17 protein-coding genes are annotated in these 15,417 nt (G+C 58.5%); 8 read left to right on the top strand and 9 right to left on the bottom strand.

All coding sequences use genetic code 11. The annotated features are described in order from the left end of the window. Position 1: 1 nt before the first annotated feature. From ABID12_RS00390 to ABID12_RS00415, 6 genes are all read right to left on the bottom strand, one after another. Positions 2-664, bottom strand: coding sequence for a phosphoribosylanthranilate isomerase (locus ABID12_RS00390; RefSeq protein WP_354432649.1), 663 nt, complete (start codon positions 662-664; stop codon positions 2-4). A gap of 43 nt (positions 665-707) precedes the next feature. Next, positions 708-1,445 (bottom strand): M48 family metallopeptidase, encoded by a 738-nt coding sequence (locus ABID12_RS00395; protein WP_354432650.1) that lies wholly within the window; start codon positions 1,443-1,445, stop codon positions 708-710. Between the two features lie 133 nt (positions 1,446-1,578). Continuing rightward, positions 1,579-2,010, bottom strand: a complete 432-nt coding sequence (locus tag ABID12_RS00400) for a DUF2852 domain-containing protein (RefSeq protein WP_354432651.1) — start codon at positions 2,008-2,010, stop codon at positions 1,579-1,581. Between the two features lie 163 nt (positions 2,011-2,173). Next, complete coding sequence (locus ABID12_RS00405) at positions 2,174-2,875, bottom strand: anaerobic ribonucleoside-triphosphate reductase activating protein (RefSeq protein ID WP_354432652.1); 702 nt, start codon at positions 2,873-2,875, stop codon at positions 2,174-2,176. A gap of 118 nt (positions 2,876-2,993) precedes the next feature. Next, entirely contained in the window at positions 2,994-3,182 is a 189-nt protein-coding gene (nrdD, locus tag ABID12_RS00410) for an anaerobic ribonucleoside-triphosphate reductase (protein WP_106309471.1), read from the bottom strand. A gap of 11 nt (positions 3,183-3,193) precedes the next feature. Then, positions 3,194-5,599, bottom strand: coding sequence for a ribonucleoside triphosphate reductase (locus ABID12_RS00415; protein ID WP_435528130.1), 2,406 nt, complete (start codon positions 5,597-5,599; stop codon positions 3,194-3,196). A gap of 147 nt (positions 5,600-5,746) precedes the next feature. On the opposite strand from ABID12_RS00415, the gene ABID12_RS00420 reads away from it, so the two are divergent. From ABID12_RS00420 to ABID12_RS00445, 6 genes are all read left to right on the top strand, one after another. Then, a complete protein-coding gene (locus ABID12_RS00420) occupies positions 5,747-6,490 on the top strand; it encodes a glycosyltransferase family 2 protein (RefSeq protein WP_354432654.1) in 744 nt (247 codons plus the stop codon). Beyond that, positions 6,490-7,119: a PI-PLC domain-containing protein gene (locus ABID12_RS00425; RefSeq protein ID WP_354432655.1), complete on the top strand. Its 630-nt coding sequence runs from the start codon at positions 6,490-6,492 to the stop codon at positions 7,117-7,119. Before ABID12_RS00420 ends, ABID12_RS00425 begins: the two co-directional genes overlap by 1 nt. Beyond that, positions 7,119-7,769: an HAD family hydrolase gene (locus ABID12_RS00430; protein ID WP_354432656.1), complete on the top strand. Its 651-nt coding sequence runs from the start codon at positions 7,119-7,121 to the stop codon at positions 7,767-7,769. The genes ABID12_RS00425 and ABID12_RS00430 overlap by 1 nt, the downstream gene beginning before the upstream one ends. Then, positions 7,766-8,506, top strand: coding sequence for a sugar phosphate nucleotidyltransferase (locus tag ABID12_RS00435; RefSeq protein ID WP_354432657.1), 741 nt, complete (start codon positions 7,766-7,768; stop codon positions 8,504-8,506). The genes ABID12_RS00430 and ABID12_RS00435 overlap by 4 nt, the downstream gene beginning before the upstream one ends. A 20-nt stretch (positions 8,507-8,526) precedes the next feature. After that, entirely contained in the window at positions 8,527-8,844 is a 318-nt protein-coding gene (locus tag ABID12_RS00440; protein ID WP_354432658.1) for a hypothetical protein, read from the top strand. A 229-nt stretch (positions 8,845-9,073) separates the two neighbouring features. Beyond that, positions 9,074-10,066 (top strand): WavE lipopolysaccharide synthesis family protein, encoded by a 993-nt coding sequence (locus tag ABID12_RS00445; protein ID WP_354432659.1) that lies wholly within the window; start codon positions 9,074-9,076, stop codon positions 10,064-10,066. A 77-nt stretch (positions 10,067-10,143) separates the two neighbouring features. On the opposite strand, the gene choV is transcribed toward ABID12_RS00445, so the two are convergent. From choV to choX, 3 genes are all read right to left on the bottom strand, one after another. Beyond that, on the bottom strand, positions 10,144-11,178 hold the full coding sequence (gene choV / locus ABID12_RS00450) for a choline ABC transporter ATP-binding protein (protein WP_354432660.1): 1,035 nt from the start codon (positions 11,176-11,178) through the stop codon (positions 10,144-10,146). After that, a complete protein-coding gene (gene choW / locus ABID12_RS00455; RefSeq protein ID WP_106309220.1) occupies positions 11,171-12,013 on the bottom strand; it encodes a choline ABC transporter permease subunit in 843 nt (280 codons plus the stop codon). The genes choV and choW overlap by 8 nt, the downstream gene beginning before the upstream one ends. 136 nt (positions 12,014-12,149) lie before the next feature. Next, a complete protein-coding gene (gene choX / locus ABID12_RS00460) occupies positions 12,150-13,088 on the bottom strand; it encodes a choline ABC transporter substrate-binding protein (protein ID WP_354432661.1) in 939 nt (312 codons plus the stop codon). Positions 13,089-13,282: 194 nt separating this feature from the next. On the opposite strand from choX, the gene betI reads away from it, so the two are divergent. Beyond that, on the top strand, positions 13,283-13,873 hold the full coding sequence (gene betI / locus ABID12_RS00465; RefSeq protein ID WP_227023729.1) for a transcriptional regulator BetI: 591 nt from the start codon (positions 13,283-13,285) through the stop codon (positions 13,871-13,873). Next, a complete protein-coding gene (gene betC / locus ABID12_RS00470; protein ID WP_106309211.1) occupies positions 13,870-15,387 on the top strand; it encodes a choline-sulfatase in 1,518 nt (505 codons plus the stop codon). Before betI ends, betC begins: the two co-directional genes overlap by 4 nt. The last annotated feature ends 30 nt before the right edge of the window (positions 15,388-15,417 follow it).

The raw sequence follows: 15,417 nt of genomic DNA on the forward strand, positions 1-15,417 counted from the left end.
ATCAGGCCGTCTGGCGCATCCGCGCCTTGTCGACGGCATCAAAAAAGGCATCGATCCGGGCCGGATCCTTTATGCCCGGCGCGCTTTCCACACCGGATGATACGTCAAGGCCCGGCGCGTGGATGTCATTGAGCGCGGTCCCCGCATTATCCGCGTTCAGGCCCCCGGACAGAAACCAAGGGATAGTCGCCTGATAGCCGGCAAGCAAGCGCCAATCGAAGGCAACGCCGTTTCCGCCGGGCAGTTCGGCATTTTCCGGTGGCTTTGCATCGAACAGAATGCGGTCGGCAACATCTTCATATTCGCGGGCAAAGGAAAGGTCTTCCGGCGTGCGGATCGAAAATGCCTTGATCACCGGCAGTCCGTAAAGCGCCTTGACGGTCACCACCCGGTCGGGGCTTTCCTTGCCGTGCAGCTGCAGCATGTCGGGCTTGGCGCCATAGACGATTTCCTCGAGCAACTCGTTATCGGCATTGACGCTCACGGCCACGGTCTTCGCCCGGCCGCGCACATGATCGATCAGCTCGGCGGCAACATCGACGTCCACATGACGCGGGCTCTTCTCGAAGAAGATGAAGCCGACATGGCTGGCGCCCCGGGCAATCACGTGGTCGAGCGTTTGTCTGGTACTGATACCGCAGATCTTGATTTCGGGTCTTTTCATGACGCTTTTCTATCACAAACAGGGGCGGACTGCGAAGGCTTGATCAGCCAAGAGGCGCCTCGAAACGCACCGCATGCAGGAAGGAGCCTTCGTTTTTCAGCCATTGCCGCGCTTGCGGCGTCTGCGGGCAGAGCTTTTCGCACAATGCCCAGAAGCGCGGCCCGTGGTTCATTTCGGAAAGATGGGCAACCTCGTGGGCCGCCAGATAATCGACCACGAACAGGGGCGCCATGGCGATCCGCCAGGAAAAGTTGAGATTGCCGGCCGACGAGCACGAACCCCAGCGCGAACGGGTATCCTTGAACGAAATCGCCGCATAGGACCTTCCGCTGGCCGCCGCATGCACCTTCACCCGTTCGGTGATTTCGCGCCGGGCTTCCTTTTTCAGGAAATCGGCAACCCGGCGGCCAATGCTTTCGGCTGGGCCGGAGACGCGCAAAACCTTGCCGTCACCCTCATCGCGGATCGTGGTCAGCCCGCGCAGATTGCCGCTGTGGCGGATGGTGTGGGCAATGCCGAAGATTGAAACCGAGCCGCCGTCGCAGACATGGGTATCGCGCCCCTCGAACCGCGCCATGCGCTCCAGCAGCCAGTCATGATGGCGGCGCAGAAACCCGTCGACTTCGTGGCGGGCGAGGCCGGGAGGAACGGTGAGGCTGACGGCGTGGCCGCCGGGTTCGATCTTCAGCGTCATCCGCCGCGCGCGCGCATTGGTCTTCAGGTTGAGCGGCAGCACTTTGCCGCCCAGATCGATGGTCGTGGGTCTTGCGCGTTTTTCCACGGATCAGCTCATTTTCTCTAGGGTTCCGGCAAGGGGTAGCGCTTTTCTTCTCCGCGCACCAGAAGCGGGCACAAAAAAACGGCACCGCCCTGGGGGAAAGGGCAATGCCGGAAAGTCAGAAGGTCATTCAGTGTTATGCTTCGGGCGCAGGGTTCTGCCCGGAAGCATTGAAATTGCTGCCGCGCTCGCGCATGAACCGCTCGAATTCCTCGCGGTCGCGCGCCTTGCGCAGTTCATCGGTATAGCGGTCGAATTCGGCGCGCATCTCATCGAGCTTGCGGCGCTCTGCCTCGATCCGCTCCATTTCGCTGCGGCGCCATTCATCGAAAGCGGCATTGCCGGTCGAATGCATGGTGGAATCCGCATTGCGCATGTTGCGCTTGCAGGAGCCGAAGGCCCGTTTGGCCGAATGCTTCCATTCGTCCTTCGTCATATTCAGCCGGTCGCCCCAGATGATGTATGCAAGCATGACAAGGCCGAGCGGCCAGAAGACGACAAAGCCGATCACCATCAGGGCGATCGTAAGTGGCGTCCACGCCGGACGCAGCAATGCGGTCTCGTTCATCTCAAGTTTTCCTCGCTTTGTTACGGCAGTAAGGCCTGCCGACAGAGACTATATGGAAATGAACTGTTTCGGCTTCAAGTTCTTCCGCCTGTTTTCGAGTATTGTGTCAGAACAAGGCGAAAATGGGTCCGGGACCGGCTTTTGCTGCCGATGGCCTGCCGGTTCAGCCGTCGGCCAGCGCGTTTTTATGTTCCTTCAGCGCCTTGTCCATCCGGGTCATGTCGACGCCGGTGGTGCGGAAGGTCTGGATCTTGTGGCCGGAAATACCATAGCCGGCGAGTTCCGTGCGGAGCGCTTCAAGATCCGCATCGTCCATCAGCCCCTTATGCACGGTGGTGCGGATCTGGTAGTCGACACCGCTTTCAAGCACATGGCGGAGGCTTTCAAACGCACGGGCAGCGCTTTTCGGCGTTCCCGTCATCCGGTCATAGGCATAGGACGGCGCCTTGACGTCGAAGCCGATCCAGTCGGTCAGGGGCAGCACTTCGCGCAGGCGTTCGGGATAGGCGCCGCCGGAATGCAGGCCTATCCTGAAGCCCATGGCGCGCACCGCCTTCATCGCCGGCAGCAATGCTTTTTGCAGGGTGGGTTCGCCACCGGAAAAGACGACGCCATCGAGAAGTCCGCGTCGGCTTTCCAGAAATTCGAGAATGCCGTCGAAAGTGAAACCGGTCTTCGCCGCGGCATCCAGCAGGCCGGGATTATGGCAATAGGGGCAGCGCCACGGGCAGCCCTGCAGGAAAAGCGTGGTAACAATCCTGTCCGGCCAGTCGCAGAGCGAAAACGGCTCGAAACCGCCGACGCGCAGATCGATCTTGCTTTCCCTTTCGGCGTCATCGTCGGGATTGCCAGAGAGCCGGCGCACGTCCTCTCTCTCCGTGTCATCCTCGGGCTTGACCCGAGGATCCATGCCATGCGGCACGGCTTCAGTGGACCCTCGGGTCAAGCCCGAGGGGGACGCGGGAAGAGGTTGTCCGGCTGCGTTATGCCCGTTCACCGCCCTGTTCCCTGAAATAGCGGCGTTCGGCGAATTCGCCTTTCTTGCCGCGGTTGAAGGAGGAAACCGGACGGTGATAGCCCATCACCCGCGTCCAGATTTCGCAGGGCTGACGCTCCTCGTCGGTCAGCGTGATTTCGGTGTCGGCAACGACGTCTTTCTCAATCAGTGACATGATCTTTCCTTTCATTCAGCAGCAATGAGTGTCGCGCGTTTCTTCGCCAGCCGGTCGGCATCGCATTTCGGGCAGAACTGGTGTTCGCCCTCGATATAGCCATGCGTCGGGCAGATGGAGAATGTCGGCGTGACGGTGATGTAGGGCAGGCGGAAATTCGTCAGCGAACGGCGGACAAGGTTCTTGCAGGCCTCGCCGGAGGACATGCGGCTGCCCATGTAGAGGTGCAGCACCGTGCCGCCGGTATATTTCTTCTGCAGCACTTCCTGCCGTGAAAGCGCGTCGAAGGGGTCGTCGGTAAAGCCGGCGGGAAGCTGGCTGGAATTGGTGTAATAGGCGTTTTCCGGCGTGCCGGCCTGGATAATGCCGGGGAAGCGCTTGGCGTCTTCGCGGGCAAAACGGTGCGCGGTGCCCTCCGCCGGTGTTGCTTCCAGATTGTAGAGGTGCCCGGTTTCCTCCTGATAGGAGACGATCTTCTCGCGCACATGGTCAAGCAGCCGCAGCGCCAGCGCATAGCCCTCCTCAGTGGTGATGTCCTCGCGGTCATCGGTGAAATTGCGGATCATCTCGTTGACGCCGTTGACGCCGAGCGTGGAGAAGTGATTGCGCAACGTGCCGAGATAGCGCTTGGTATAGGGAAAAAGCCCCTCGTCGATCAGCCGCTGGATCACCTTGCGCTTGATTTCGAGGCTGTCGCGGCCAAGGTCGAGCAGTTCGTCAAGGCGGGCCAACAGACCGGCCTCGTCACCCTTGTGGGTGAAGCCGAGGCGGGCGCAATTGATGGTGACGACGCCGAGCGAACCGGTCTGTTCGGCCGAGCCGAAAAGCCCGTTGCCGCGTTTCAGAAGCTCCGTCAGGTCGAGCTGTAACCGGCAGCACATCGAGCGCACCATATTGGGCGAAAGATCGGAATTCAGAAAATTCTGGAAATAGGGCAGACCGTATTTGGCCGTCATCTCGAAAAGCCGCGTGGCGTTTTCGCTTTCCCAGGGAAAGTCCGGCGTGATGTTGTAGGTCGGGATCGGGAAGGTGAACACCCGGCCCTTGGCGTCGCCCTTGGTCATCACCTCCATATAGGCGCGGTTGATCATGTCCATCTCGACCTGCAGCTCGCCATAGGCAAACGGCATTTCCTCACCGCCGATGATCGGGCGCTGCTCCTTCAGGTCGTCCGGGCAGACCCAGTCGAAGGTGAGGTTGGTAAACGGTGTCTGCGTGCCCCAGCGCGAAGGGACGTTGAGATTGTAGATCAGTTCCTGGATTGACTGCAGAACATCCTCATAGGAAAGACCGTCCTTGCGGATGAACGGCGCCATATAGGTGTCGAAGGAGGAAAACGCCTGTGCGCCGGCCCATTCGTTCTGCAGCGTGCCGAGGAAGTTGACGATCTGGCCGACGGCCGACGACATATGCTTCGGCGGATCGGCCTCGACCTTGCCGGGCACGCCGTTCAGCCCTTCGGTGATCAGCGTGCGAAGCGACCAGCCGGCGCAATAGCCCGACAGCATGTCGAGGTCGTGGATATGCAGATCGCCGGCGCGGTGGGCTGCGCCGATTTCGGGCGCATAGACATGGGATAGCCAGTAATTGGCGACCACCTTGCCGGAGACGTTGAGGATCAGCCCGCCCAGCGAATAGCCCTGATTGGCATTGGCATTGACGCGCCAGTCGGAGCGGTCGAGATATTCATCGATCGATGAAATCACATCGACGGCAACCTTGCCGCTCTCGCGCAGCTTGGCATGTTTTTCGCGATAGACGATATAGGCGCGGGCGGTCTCGAAAAAGTTGGCCGAAATCAGCACCTGTTCGGCGATGTCCTGAATGCGCTCGATTTCGATGGCGTCATTGAGGGCGCTGTGACTCACCACCTTGACCACCTGGTCTGTCAGCCTGCGGGCTTCACCGGCCCCGAATGCGCCGGTGGCTTCCCCGGCCTTCAGGATGGCACGTTCTATCTTTTCCGCGGAAAACGGCATGCGTGTTCCGTTGCGTTTCACAACGGCAGACGGCAGTCTTTCTTCCGTTGCAGTCGACAGTTTTCCCATTGCGATACTCGCTTCCGGCATGATCGGTTTCCCTCGTCTGGAGATCACGGCCGCACCGTATGTAGTGTATCGTTTCGACACATAATCAATATATGGTGTCTCCGGCCGCAAACATCGATGAACTGATTCGCACTTTCTTGCCTTGCGCAATGTCAGATCGCGGGGCTTTTCTCGGGAAATTTCTCCGGTGGAGCTGCCTTGGAAAGCTGCTGACGGTACGGCCCGTTCCAAACGCCAGCGGAAAACGGCGAATTGCCCTTGATCCCGCAAAAAGTCCGCTTTGACATGTCGACCACGTTGTCGGCGGCTGCCGGTTCGGTTACCACGATGTTCGAAAACAGCCGTAAATGTGTCAAAACCGGCCTTCATTGCTGGCGAAATGCTGGACGGAAGGGGTGATCAGCTTGTGCTACGGCGTGTAAGCATTGTTGAGAAAGACCTTTGATTTATTGTGATATTATGGCTTTGGTTGCATACGCCGGATTGCGGCGTTGGTACTTCGGAAAGTGAGTTGATGTGCTGAATATTGTTGTTCCGATGGCCGGGCGTGGCAGTCGTTTCGCCGATGCTGGATATAAAGATCCCAAACCGCTGATCCCGGTTCATGGCAAGCCGATGATTCAGGTGGTGGTTGAAAATCTCACCCCATCGGTTGACCATCGCTTCATCTTCATCTGCCAGAATGGCCATATCCGGGATTACGGGCTGGAAAACAGGCTGAAAGGCCTTGCCGAAAACGTCGAGATCATCGGCATCGATCATGTCACCGAAGGGCAGGCATCGACCGTGCTTCTGGCTGAGGCGCTGATTGACAATGATGACCCGGTGATGACGGTTAATTCGGACCAGTATATTGATGCCGACATCGACGACTATCTCGGCTTCATGGAGCGTGGTGGCTATGATGGCCTGATCATGACCATGAAAGCGGATGATCCGAAATGGTCGTTTGTGCGCGAGGAAGACGGAAAAGTCGTCGAGACGGCGGAAAAGCGTGTGATTTCGGACAATGCAGCCGTCGGCATCTTCAACTTCCGCAAGGGCCGCGATCTGGTGCGCGCTTCAAGGAAAATGATTGAGGACAATGTGCGCATCAACGGGGAGTTTTATATTTGCCCGGTTTACAACTATATGATTAGCGATAAACTGAAGATCGGACATTATTCGATCGGTAGGGAATATGACGGTATGTATGGACTTGGCATACCGAGCGATCTCGATTTCTTTTTGAAACACCCGATTTCCGACGAGGTCAGATAGTGGAAATCCTGTCGCATCGCGGTTTGTGGGAAACGCCCGAGGAGAAGAACGCCGAAATTGCGTTCCACCGCTCCTTTGATCGTGGCTTCGGTACGGAGACCGACCTGCGCGATCATAACGGTCGGATCGTCATCGCGCATGACATGCCTGAAGGGAACGAACTGGCCTTCTCGGACGTTCTCGAAATCATGGCCGGTCGAAACCTGATGCTGGCGCTGAACATCAAGGCAGACGGTTTGAGCGCAGAGGTGAAGGCTATTCTCGATCACTACGGCCATACCAATTATTTCGTGTTTGACATGTCGTTGCCCGATCTCGTGCGCCAGCTGGCTGACGGTTTGACCGTGTTTACGGGCCTGAGTGATCTGCAGCCAAGCCCGCCGCTTATGGAGGCCTGCGAAGGGATCTGGCTTGACTGTTTCCGCTCGGACTGGTTTGGACCGGGCTTGATCGATGGACTGATTGGTGATGGCAAGCGTGTCTGTATTGTCTCCGCCGATCTTCACCAGCGCGATATTGATACACAGTGGGCGATCATAAAATCGGCCAAATGTGTTGTTAAAAATTCGCTCTTTTTGTGCACCGATGTGCCTGAAAAGGCGCGGGATTATTTCGGGGAGGCACGATAATGTCTATCAAAGCGGTCATTTTTGATATGGACGGTGTGCTGATCGAGGCCAAGGAATGGCATTATGATGCGTTGAACAAGGCGCTTGGCCTTTTCGGTTACACGATCGAGCGTCACGAACATGCCACGGTCTATGACGGTCTGCCGACCAAGGTGAAGCTTCAGCGTCTCAGCATCGACAAGAACCTGCCGACCTATCTCCACACTTTCATCAATGAGCTTAAGCAGCGTTACACGCTCGATATCATCGTCGAGCGGTGCCGTCCGCGGTTCGATCACGAATACGCGCTGTCGCGGCTTCAGATGGAAGGCTATCGGCTTGCCGTCGCGTCCAACTCGACGCGCGATACGGTCGAGCAGATGATGTCGAAGGCGAGCCTCACACCCTATCTTGAATTTATGCTGTCCAATCAGGATGTGAAACGGGCCAAGCCAGATCCCGAGATTTATCTGAAAGCCATCAAGATGCTCAAGCTTCATCCGAAGGAATGCCTGATCGTCGAGGACAACCCGAACGGGCTGAAGGCGGCGGAAGCTTCCGGTGCCCATGTCTTCCCGGTCAAGGACGTCGATGATGTCAATTTCGCCAGTATCAAACGGCGAATTGCCGAGGCGGAGGCCGCCAGCAAGTCCGTGGGGTCTGCAGCATGAAGATCGTTGTTCTGATGGGGGGCGAAAACCTCGATATCAAGGGCGAACGCTATCCGCTCTATATGACGGAATTCAACGAGGAACTCATTCTCGAGCGTCAGATAGCGGCCTTGCAGGCGCTTGATCCGAGCGTGATCATTTTCTGCGTCAGAAGCTCCGATATCCACGATTTCAATGTCGATGATGTGATTGGGCAAAGCGCTGACAATGCGGTTTGTGTCGAGGTTTCCGGTTCGACTGCCGGATCAGTGTGCACCGCGCTCCTGGCGGCCGAGCAGATCGACAGGGACGAGGAAGTCGTCCTTGTGGCGGTCGATGAACTGATTGATGCGGATCTCACTGCAATCGTGAAGAAGTTTCGCGAAAAGGACGGTGATGCCGGTGTCGTGTCTTTCCGTTCGGTTCATCCGCGCTATTCTTTTGCGCTTCTGGATGAGAACGGTTTTGTCTGCGAGGTCGCGGAAAAACGGCCGATCAGCAAGCATGCCCTGGCAAGCTTCTACTATTTCCGAAAAGGCAGCGATTTCGTTCTCTGTGCGCAGAGCGTGGTACGCAAGGACCGGAAGATCAAGGATGCCTTCTTCATCAGCCAGACCATCAACGAGATGGTGTTGCGTCACAAGAAGGTCGCGATCGAGTTCATCGAGAACGACCAGTTTCATCCGGTGAAGACGGAGATGCAGCTGGCCCAGTACATCTCCCAGCTGCATGAACACAAGGAGGCTTTTCTGCATTGAGGACGGCGAAGCTTGAAGACATGGTCAAGGGCTGGTTCATCGGCAATTTCGATCCAAGCCTTTGTAGGACCGGTGATGTCGAGGTGGCCGTCAAGCGTTACAGGTGCGGAGACAGAGAAGCAGTGCATCACCATCGCATCGCGACCGAGTACACGGTTGTTGTTTCCGGACGGGTCGCAATGAATGGTGTGGAATATGGCGAGGGCGATATCATCGTCATGGAGCCGGGCGAGGCGACCGATTTCGAATGCCTTGCCGAGGGAACTGTCAACGTTGTTGTGAAATTGCCGGGCGCCACAGCAGACAAATATCCCGGTAGTTTATCCGGGCCGGATTGAAATGCATTCATTTGGCGAGATTCGGCGTGTTACCGTATGACCCCTTGTTCCCGTCGACCTTCGGGAAATAAGATGCTCGACAGCTCCGGTATGGGGCGTGCATATTGTAGTTTGGTGCGTGTAAAATGTTATTATATGGCGAAGGTATGGTCGACGTGACCATATCGCCAGAATCTGAGCGGAACGGGAACAGGTTGTTCGCGGCGCAGGGGAAACCGGTCAGTTACTGATGGACACGAAAGAGATCACATTCCTGTTTCAGGGGGTCGTGGACAAATCCTTTGTTCGCGACAGCTTTGCGGCTGTACGCAGGATTTTTCCGCGATCGCGGATCGTCCTGTCGAGCTGGATCGGAACAGATGTCACGGGCCTTGATTTCGATGAACTGGCCCTTTGCGAGGATCCGGGGTTTTTCTATTATTCCGATCAGCCCGGTGAAAAGGCCAACAACGTCAACCGGCAGATTGTCGGGACACGCGCTGGGCTGGAGAAGGTCACGACCCCTTATTGTTTTCGCCTGCGGACCGATTTCAGGCTGAACGGGAACGGCTTTCTCGATTTCTTCGATGCCTTTCCCGACAGCGATGATGATTATGCGCTGTTTTCGCATAAACTGTTGGCCTGCAGCTATTTCTCCCGAAATCCAAGTTCGCGGCTGCGCTTTCCGTTCCATCCTTCGGATCTTGCCTTTTTCGGGCGGACGGATGACATCCGCAAGCTCTTCGACGTGCCGCTGATGACGGAGGAGGAAGCCAGTTGGGACACCGGGGACCGACGCTACAACCGCTACACCCCCGAACAGCACATCTTCGTCAACGCCCTGCGTCGCGATGGCCGGGCGGTGCCGTGTGCATGCTACAATGATGGCAACGAGGCGGCCGTTCTGGCAACGGAGCGCTATTTTGCTTCAAATTTCGTGCTGCTGTCTTTCGACCAGTTCAATCTGCAGCCGTCGAAGCCGACCTTCTTCATGAAGGTCCACCCCAATTCCTTCAGGACCTGCTACACGCACAATGAATGGATCGGGCTTTATAAAAAACACGTCGATCCCAACGCGGTCGTGCCGGAACACGATGATGAGCGCGAGAAAATCGATCACTATTATGGCCCCTACAAGGCCTGCCGCCTGCTTGGAAACATGATGTCGCTGCCGTTCAAGAGCAAGGTCAAGCGCCGGGCGATCCGTACCGGCGTGCTGGAATTCTTCCTGATGCCGCGCTGATGGTTGTATCCTTCACGCATTGAAAAAGGCGCCCCGAAAGAGCGCCCTTTCATAGTCTGTCGTCAGTCTGAAACGCTTTACCCGAGCGGTGTCGCCGGGTTGAGCGCGGTGACGACATTGGACGGGCGGACGCTGCCGACGGTTTTGCCGTTGCCGTCGACCACGCTCAAGGTCGCGCCCTTGCCGAGCGCATCCATCATGTCCGCCAGCTTGGTGTTGATATTGACGGGGTGCGCGTCGAGCGGTGCGTCATCGTCGCTCATCACATCGGCAGCGCGCAGGACGCCAAGCGGGTTCACATTGGCGACGAAGTCGGCGACATAGGCGTCGGCAGGCTGCCGCACGATTTCCGACGGCGTGCCGCACTGGACGATCCGCCCGCCTTCCATGATCGCGATCCGGTCGCCGATCTTGAAAGCCTCGTCGAGGTCGTGACTGACGAAGATGATGGTGCGTTTCAGATTGCGCTGCAATTCGATCAGTTCGTCCTGAAGCCGGGTGCGGATCAGCGGATCAAGCGCTGAAAACGGCTCGTCCATCAACAGGATCGGCGCTTCGGTGGCAAAGGCGCGGGCAAGGCCGACGCGCTGCTGCATGCCGCCGGACAATTCGCCCACAAGCTGGTTGCCCCAGTCCTTCAGGCCGACGAGTTCCAGCTGGGCTTCGGCCTTTTCCAGCCGTTCCTTCTTGCCCAGGCCGGCAAATTCCAGGCCGAGCGCGACATTGTCGCGGACATTGCGCCAGGGCAGCAGGCCGAACTGCTGAAACACCATGGAAACCCGCTGCAGGCGGATATGGCGCAAGGTTTTGCTGTCGGCCGAGGTCACATCGGTCATCTGCGTGCCGTCATTGACCAGAACGCGGCCGCGGCAGACCGGGTTGAGCCGGTTGACGGCGCGTAGCAGGGTCGATTTTCCCGAACCCGAAAGACCCATCAGCACCAGAAGCTCGCCTTCGCCGACGGTGAGCGAGCAATTATGCACGCCGAGCACCTGGCCGGTTTCGTCCTGCACTTCGGCGCGGTCCTTGCCGGCGTCCATCAGGGGCAGGGCGGTTTCCGGCCTGTCGCCGAAAACGATATTCACATCTTCAAAGACAACCGCATCAGCCATTGTTGCGCCCTCCGATCTTGAGAACCCGGTCGAGGATGATGGCGACGACGACGATGACGAAGCCGCTTTCGAAACCGAGCGCGGGATTGACCTGGTTGAGTGCGCGCACCACCGGCACGCCAAGGCCGTCGGCGCCGACAAGGGCGGCAACAACCACCATCGACAGCGATAGCATGATGGTCTGGTTGAGCCCGGCCATGATCTGCGGCAGCGCATAATGCAGCTCGACCTTGGTCAGCTTCTGCCAGCCGGTGCCACCGAAGGCGTCGGCGGCTTCCAGCAGCGGCTTCGGCACAGAGGAAACGCCCAGATGGGTGAGGCGGATGGAGGCCGGGATGACGAAGATCACCGTTGCCAGCAGGCCCGGCACCATGCCGATGCCGAAGAAGATGATCGCAGGAATGAGATAGACGAAGGGCGGCAGCGTCTGCATCAGGTCGAGAACCGGCTGCAGCACCTGATAAAAACGCGGCCGGTGGGCGGTGAAAATCCCGATTGGCACGCCGATGGCCATGCAGATGATGCAGGCGGAGATGACCAGCGCCAGGCTTTCGGTGGTTTCTTCCCAATAGCCCTGATTGATGATGAACAGAAAGCCGAGGAAGACGAAGAGCGAGACTTTCCAGTTGCGCTGCAGCCAGTAGGCGAATGCGGCAACGATGATCGCCACCACGATGGGGCCGGGAGCCTGTAGCAGCCACAACAGTCTGTCGATGAGCCAGCCCATGATCTCGGCCAGACCGTCGAAAAACCAGCCGCCATGCATCTGCAGCCAGTCGAAGATGTCCTGGGCCCAGCGCCCGAGCGGGATCTTGTAGTCTGTCAGCCAGTGCAAGAGGGTGCTCCTTTTCTTCTCCCCCGGTGGCCTGGGTCTCGCCCAGACCGCGCTGCCGCGGCAGCACATTCATCATAGCGCGCTTGGATATGGAAAGGCCCGGAAAGCATTGCGCCGTTCCGGGCCATTTATGCCTTTAGAGGCCGAGCGAGGCCTTGACGGCCGGCAGCCCCGGCTCGCCGGCGGTGGTGGTCACACCGTCCAGCCAGGCGTCGAGCACATCCGGATTGGCCTTGATCCATTCGGCCGTGGCGTCGCCCTCGTTCTCGCCGTCATTGAGGATCTTGCCCATGATCTCGTTTTCCATCGGCAGGGAGAATTTGAGGTTTGTCAGAAGCTTGCCGACATTCGGGCATTCTTCGGCGTAGCCCTTGCGGGTTACAGTGCGGACAATGCCTTCGCCGCCGAAGAAGTCCTCACCGCCGGTGAGGTATTTCAGCGAATAGGTGGCGTTCATCGGGTGCGGTTCCCAGCCGAGGAAGACGATCGGCTGTTCCTGGCGGTATTTGCGGCCGACCATGGCCAGCATGCCCTGTTCGGAGCTTTCGACAACCTCGAAATCACTGAGGTCGTATTTGTTCTCGTCGATCAGCGAAACGAGATAGGCATTGCCTTCATTGCCCGGCTCAATGCCGTAGATCTTGTCGTCGAGTTCATCGGCGAACTTGGCGATGTCGGCATAGGTCTTCAGACCCTTTTCATAGGTGTAGGTCGGTACGGCCAGCGTATATTTGGTGCCTTCCAGATTGGTGGCGACAACGTCGATCTCGCCCTCGTCGATGTAAGGGGAAATCGCGCCGCTCTGGGCCGGCATCCAGTTGCCGAGGAAGATGTCGACATCGTCGCTCTTCAGCGATGCGAAGGTGACCGGAACGGACAGAACCTTGACGTCGACATCGTAACCGAGGCCTTCCAGCAGGTGTTTCGCCGTTGCCGTCGTGGTGGTGATGTCCGTCCAGCCGACATCGGAGAAGCTCACGCTGTCACAGGCCGTTTCCTGGGCTGCTGCAGCGCCGGCGGAAAGGGTTGTGGCGGCGGCAAGCGCTGCGAGGATCATTCGGAAGTTATCAGACATGTCAGCGTTCCTTTCGGGTCCGTTGCAAGATTGCCATTGCGCCTCAAAACGACGCGGCGAAAAACTGTTGGCTTCTTTGATTGATCAGTCAATCAATATAACATATGTTAATTCCTGTAAACGGCGAAGCAGGCAAAGTTGCATATTTCTTCGCCATTATACGTCTCTGAGCATTTTTTCAGCGGGTTGAGCCGATGCCGAAAACCGGAATGGAAACGATCCGTCGCGATGCCCTTGTCCGGGCCGCGATCGAGGAAGTCGGCAAGGTCGGCATGGTCGAGGTCACGGTCGCCAAGATCGCGCAGCGGGCCGGCGTCTCGCCTGCGCTCGCGCATCATTATTTCGGCTCCAAGGACAAGATATTGTTCGCGGCCATGCGGCGCATCCTCGACGCGTTCGGCGCTTCGGTCAAGGCCCGCTACAAGACCGCCCGCACACCGGAGGAGCGGCTTGTGGCCGTGATCGAGGCCAGTTTCGGCCCCGACCAGTTCGATCCCGCCGTGGTGGCCGCCTGGCTTGCCTTTTACGTTCAGGCCCAGCGCAAGAGCGATGCCAGCCGGCTTCTGTCGATCTACGAGGCGCGGCTGCGCTCCAATCTCGTCTTTGCGCTGCGCCAGCGCGTCAGCCGCGACGCTGCAAACCGCATCGCCGCCGGTCTCGGCTCGATGATCGACGGGTTCTACCTGCGTGCGGCGCTGAAGGATTTCGGCACCAGCCGCAAGGGCGCCATCGAAATGACCAGAGAATATCTCGAACTCACACTCGCCAAGGAGATGTCTTCATGACCGCGCGGCCGAACATTCTCGTTCTCATGGTCGACCAGCTTGCCGGAACCCTGTTTCCCGATGGCCCGGCCGACTTTCTGCACACGCCGAACCTGAAGAAACTCAGCCAGCGTTCGACGCGTTTTCAAAATGCCTATACCGGCTCGCCGTTGTGCGCGCCGGCGCGCGCCTCGTTCATGAGCGGTCAACTGCCGCGCCGCACCCGCGTCTATGACAATGCCGCCGAGTTCTCGCCCGACATCCCGACCTATGCCCATCATTTGCGCCGCGCCGGTTACCAGACATCGCTTGCCGGCAAGATGCACTTCGTCGGCCCCGATCAGCTCCATGGTTTCGAGGAACGGCTGACCACCGATGTCTACCCCGCCGATTATGGCTGGACGCCGGATTACGGCAAGCCGGGCGAGCGCATCGACTGGTGGTATCACAATATGGGATCGGTGACGGGGGCAGGCGTCGGCGAAATCTCCAACCAGCTCGAATATGACGACGAGGTTGCCTATGAGGCGGTGCGCAAGGTCTATGATCTCGGCCGCCGCAAGGATGACCGTCCGTTCATGCTGACCGTCTCCTTCACCCACCCGCACGATCCCTATGTGGCGCGGAAGAAATACTGGGATCTCTACGAGGATTGCGACCATCTGGAACCGGAGGTCGGCACCATCGATTATGACGCGCAGGACGGCCATTCGAAGCGGATTTTCGATGCCAATGACTGGCAGAAATTCGATATCTCGAAGGAAGATGTCCGCCGCGCGCGCCGGGCCTATTTCGCCAATGTCTCCTATGTCGACGACAAGATCGGTGAAATCCTCGAAGCGCTCGAAGGCGTCGGGCTGGCCGAGGATACGGTGATCGTGTTCCTTTCCGACCATGGCGACATGCTCGGCGAACGCGGGCTGTGGTTCAAGATGAGCTTCTATGAGGGCTCGTCGCGCGTGCCGCTGATGATTTCCGCCCCCGGCATGAAACCGGGCCTTGTCAAAACCCCGGCCTCGACCGTCGATATCGCGGCAACGCTTGCCGATCTCGCCGGCATCGACACCGCGGCGGTTTCTCCGTGGAGCGATGGCGAAAGCCTTGTGCCGGTGGCTGCGGGCGCGGAACGGAAAATGCCGGTGCGCATGGAATATGCCGCCGAAGCCTCCGAAGCGCCGCTGGTTTCGATCCGCGAGGGTCGGTTCAAGTATAATCACTGCGAACTCGATCCCCCGCAGCTTTTCGATCTTGAAGCCGATCCGCACGAGCTGACCAATCTGGCAGACGATCCCGCCCATGCCGAAACCGTTGCCGGTTTTGCAGCGAAGGTGCGCGAATACTGGGACATGGCCGCCTATGATGCCGAAATCCGCGAAAGCCAGGCGCGCCGCCATATCGTCTATGAGGCGCTGAGGGCCGGCGACTACCGGCCGTGGGACTACCAGCCGATGAAGGATGCCTCGGAGCGGTTCATGCGCAACCACATGGATCTCAACATTCTGGAAGCCAGCCAGCGCTGGCCCCGCGACGAATAGGCGCTTTAGCGCCGCGAAAGAACGAACGCT

The organism is Martelella mangrovi (genome assembly GCF_040545495.1).
Classification (GTDB): Bacteria; Pseudomonadota; Alphaproteobacteria; order Rhizobiales; family Rhizobiaceae; genus Martelella; species Martelella mangrovi.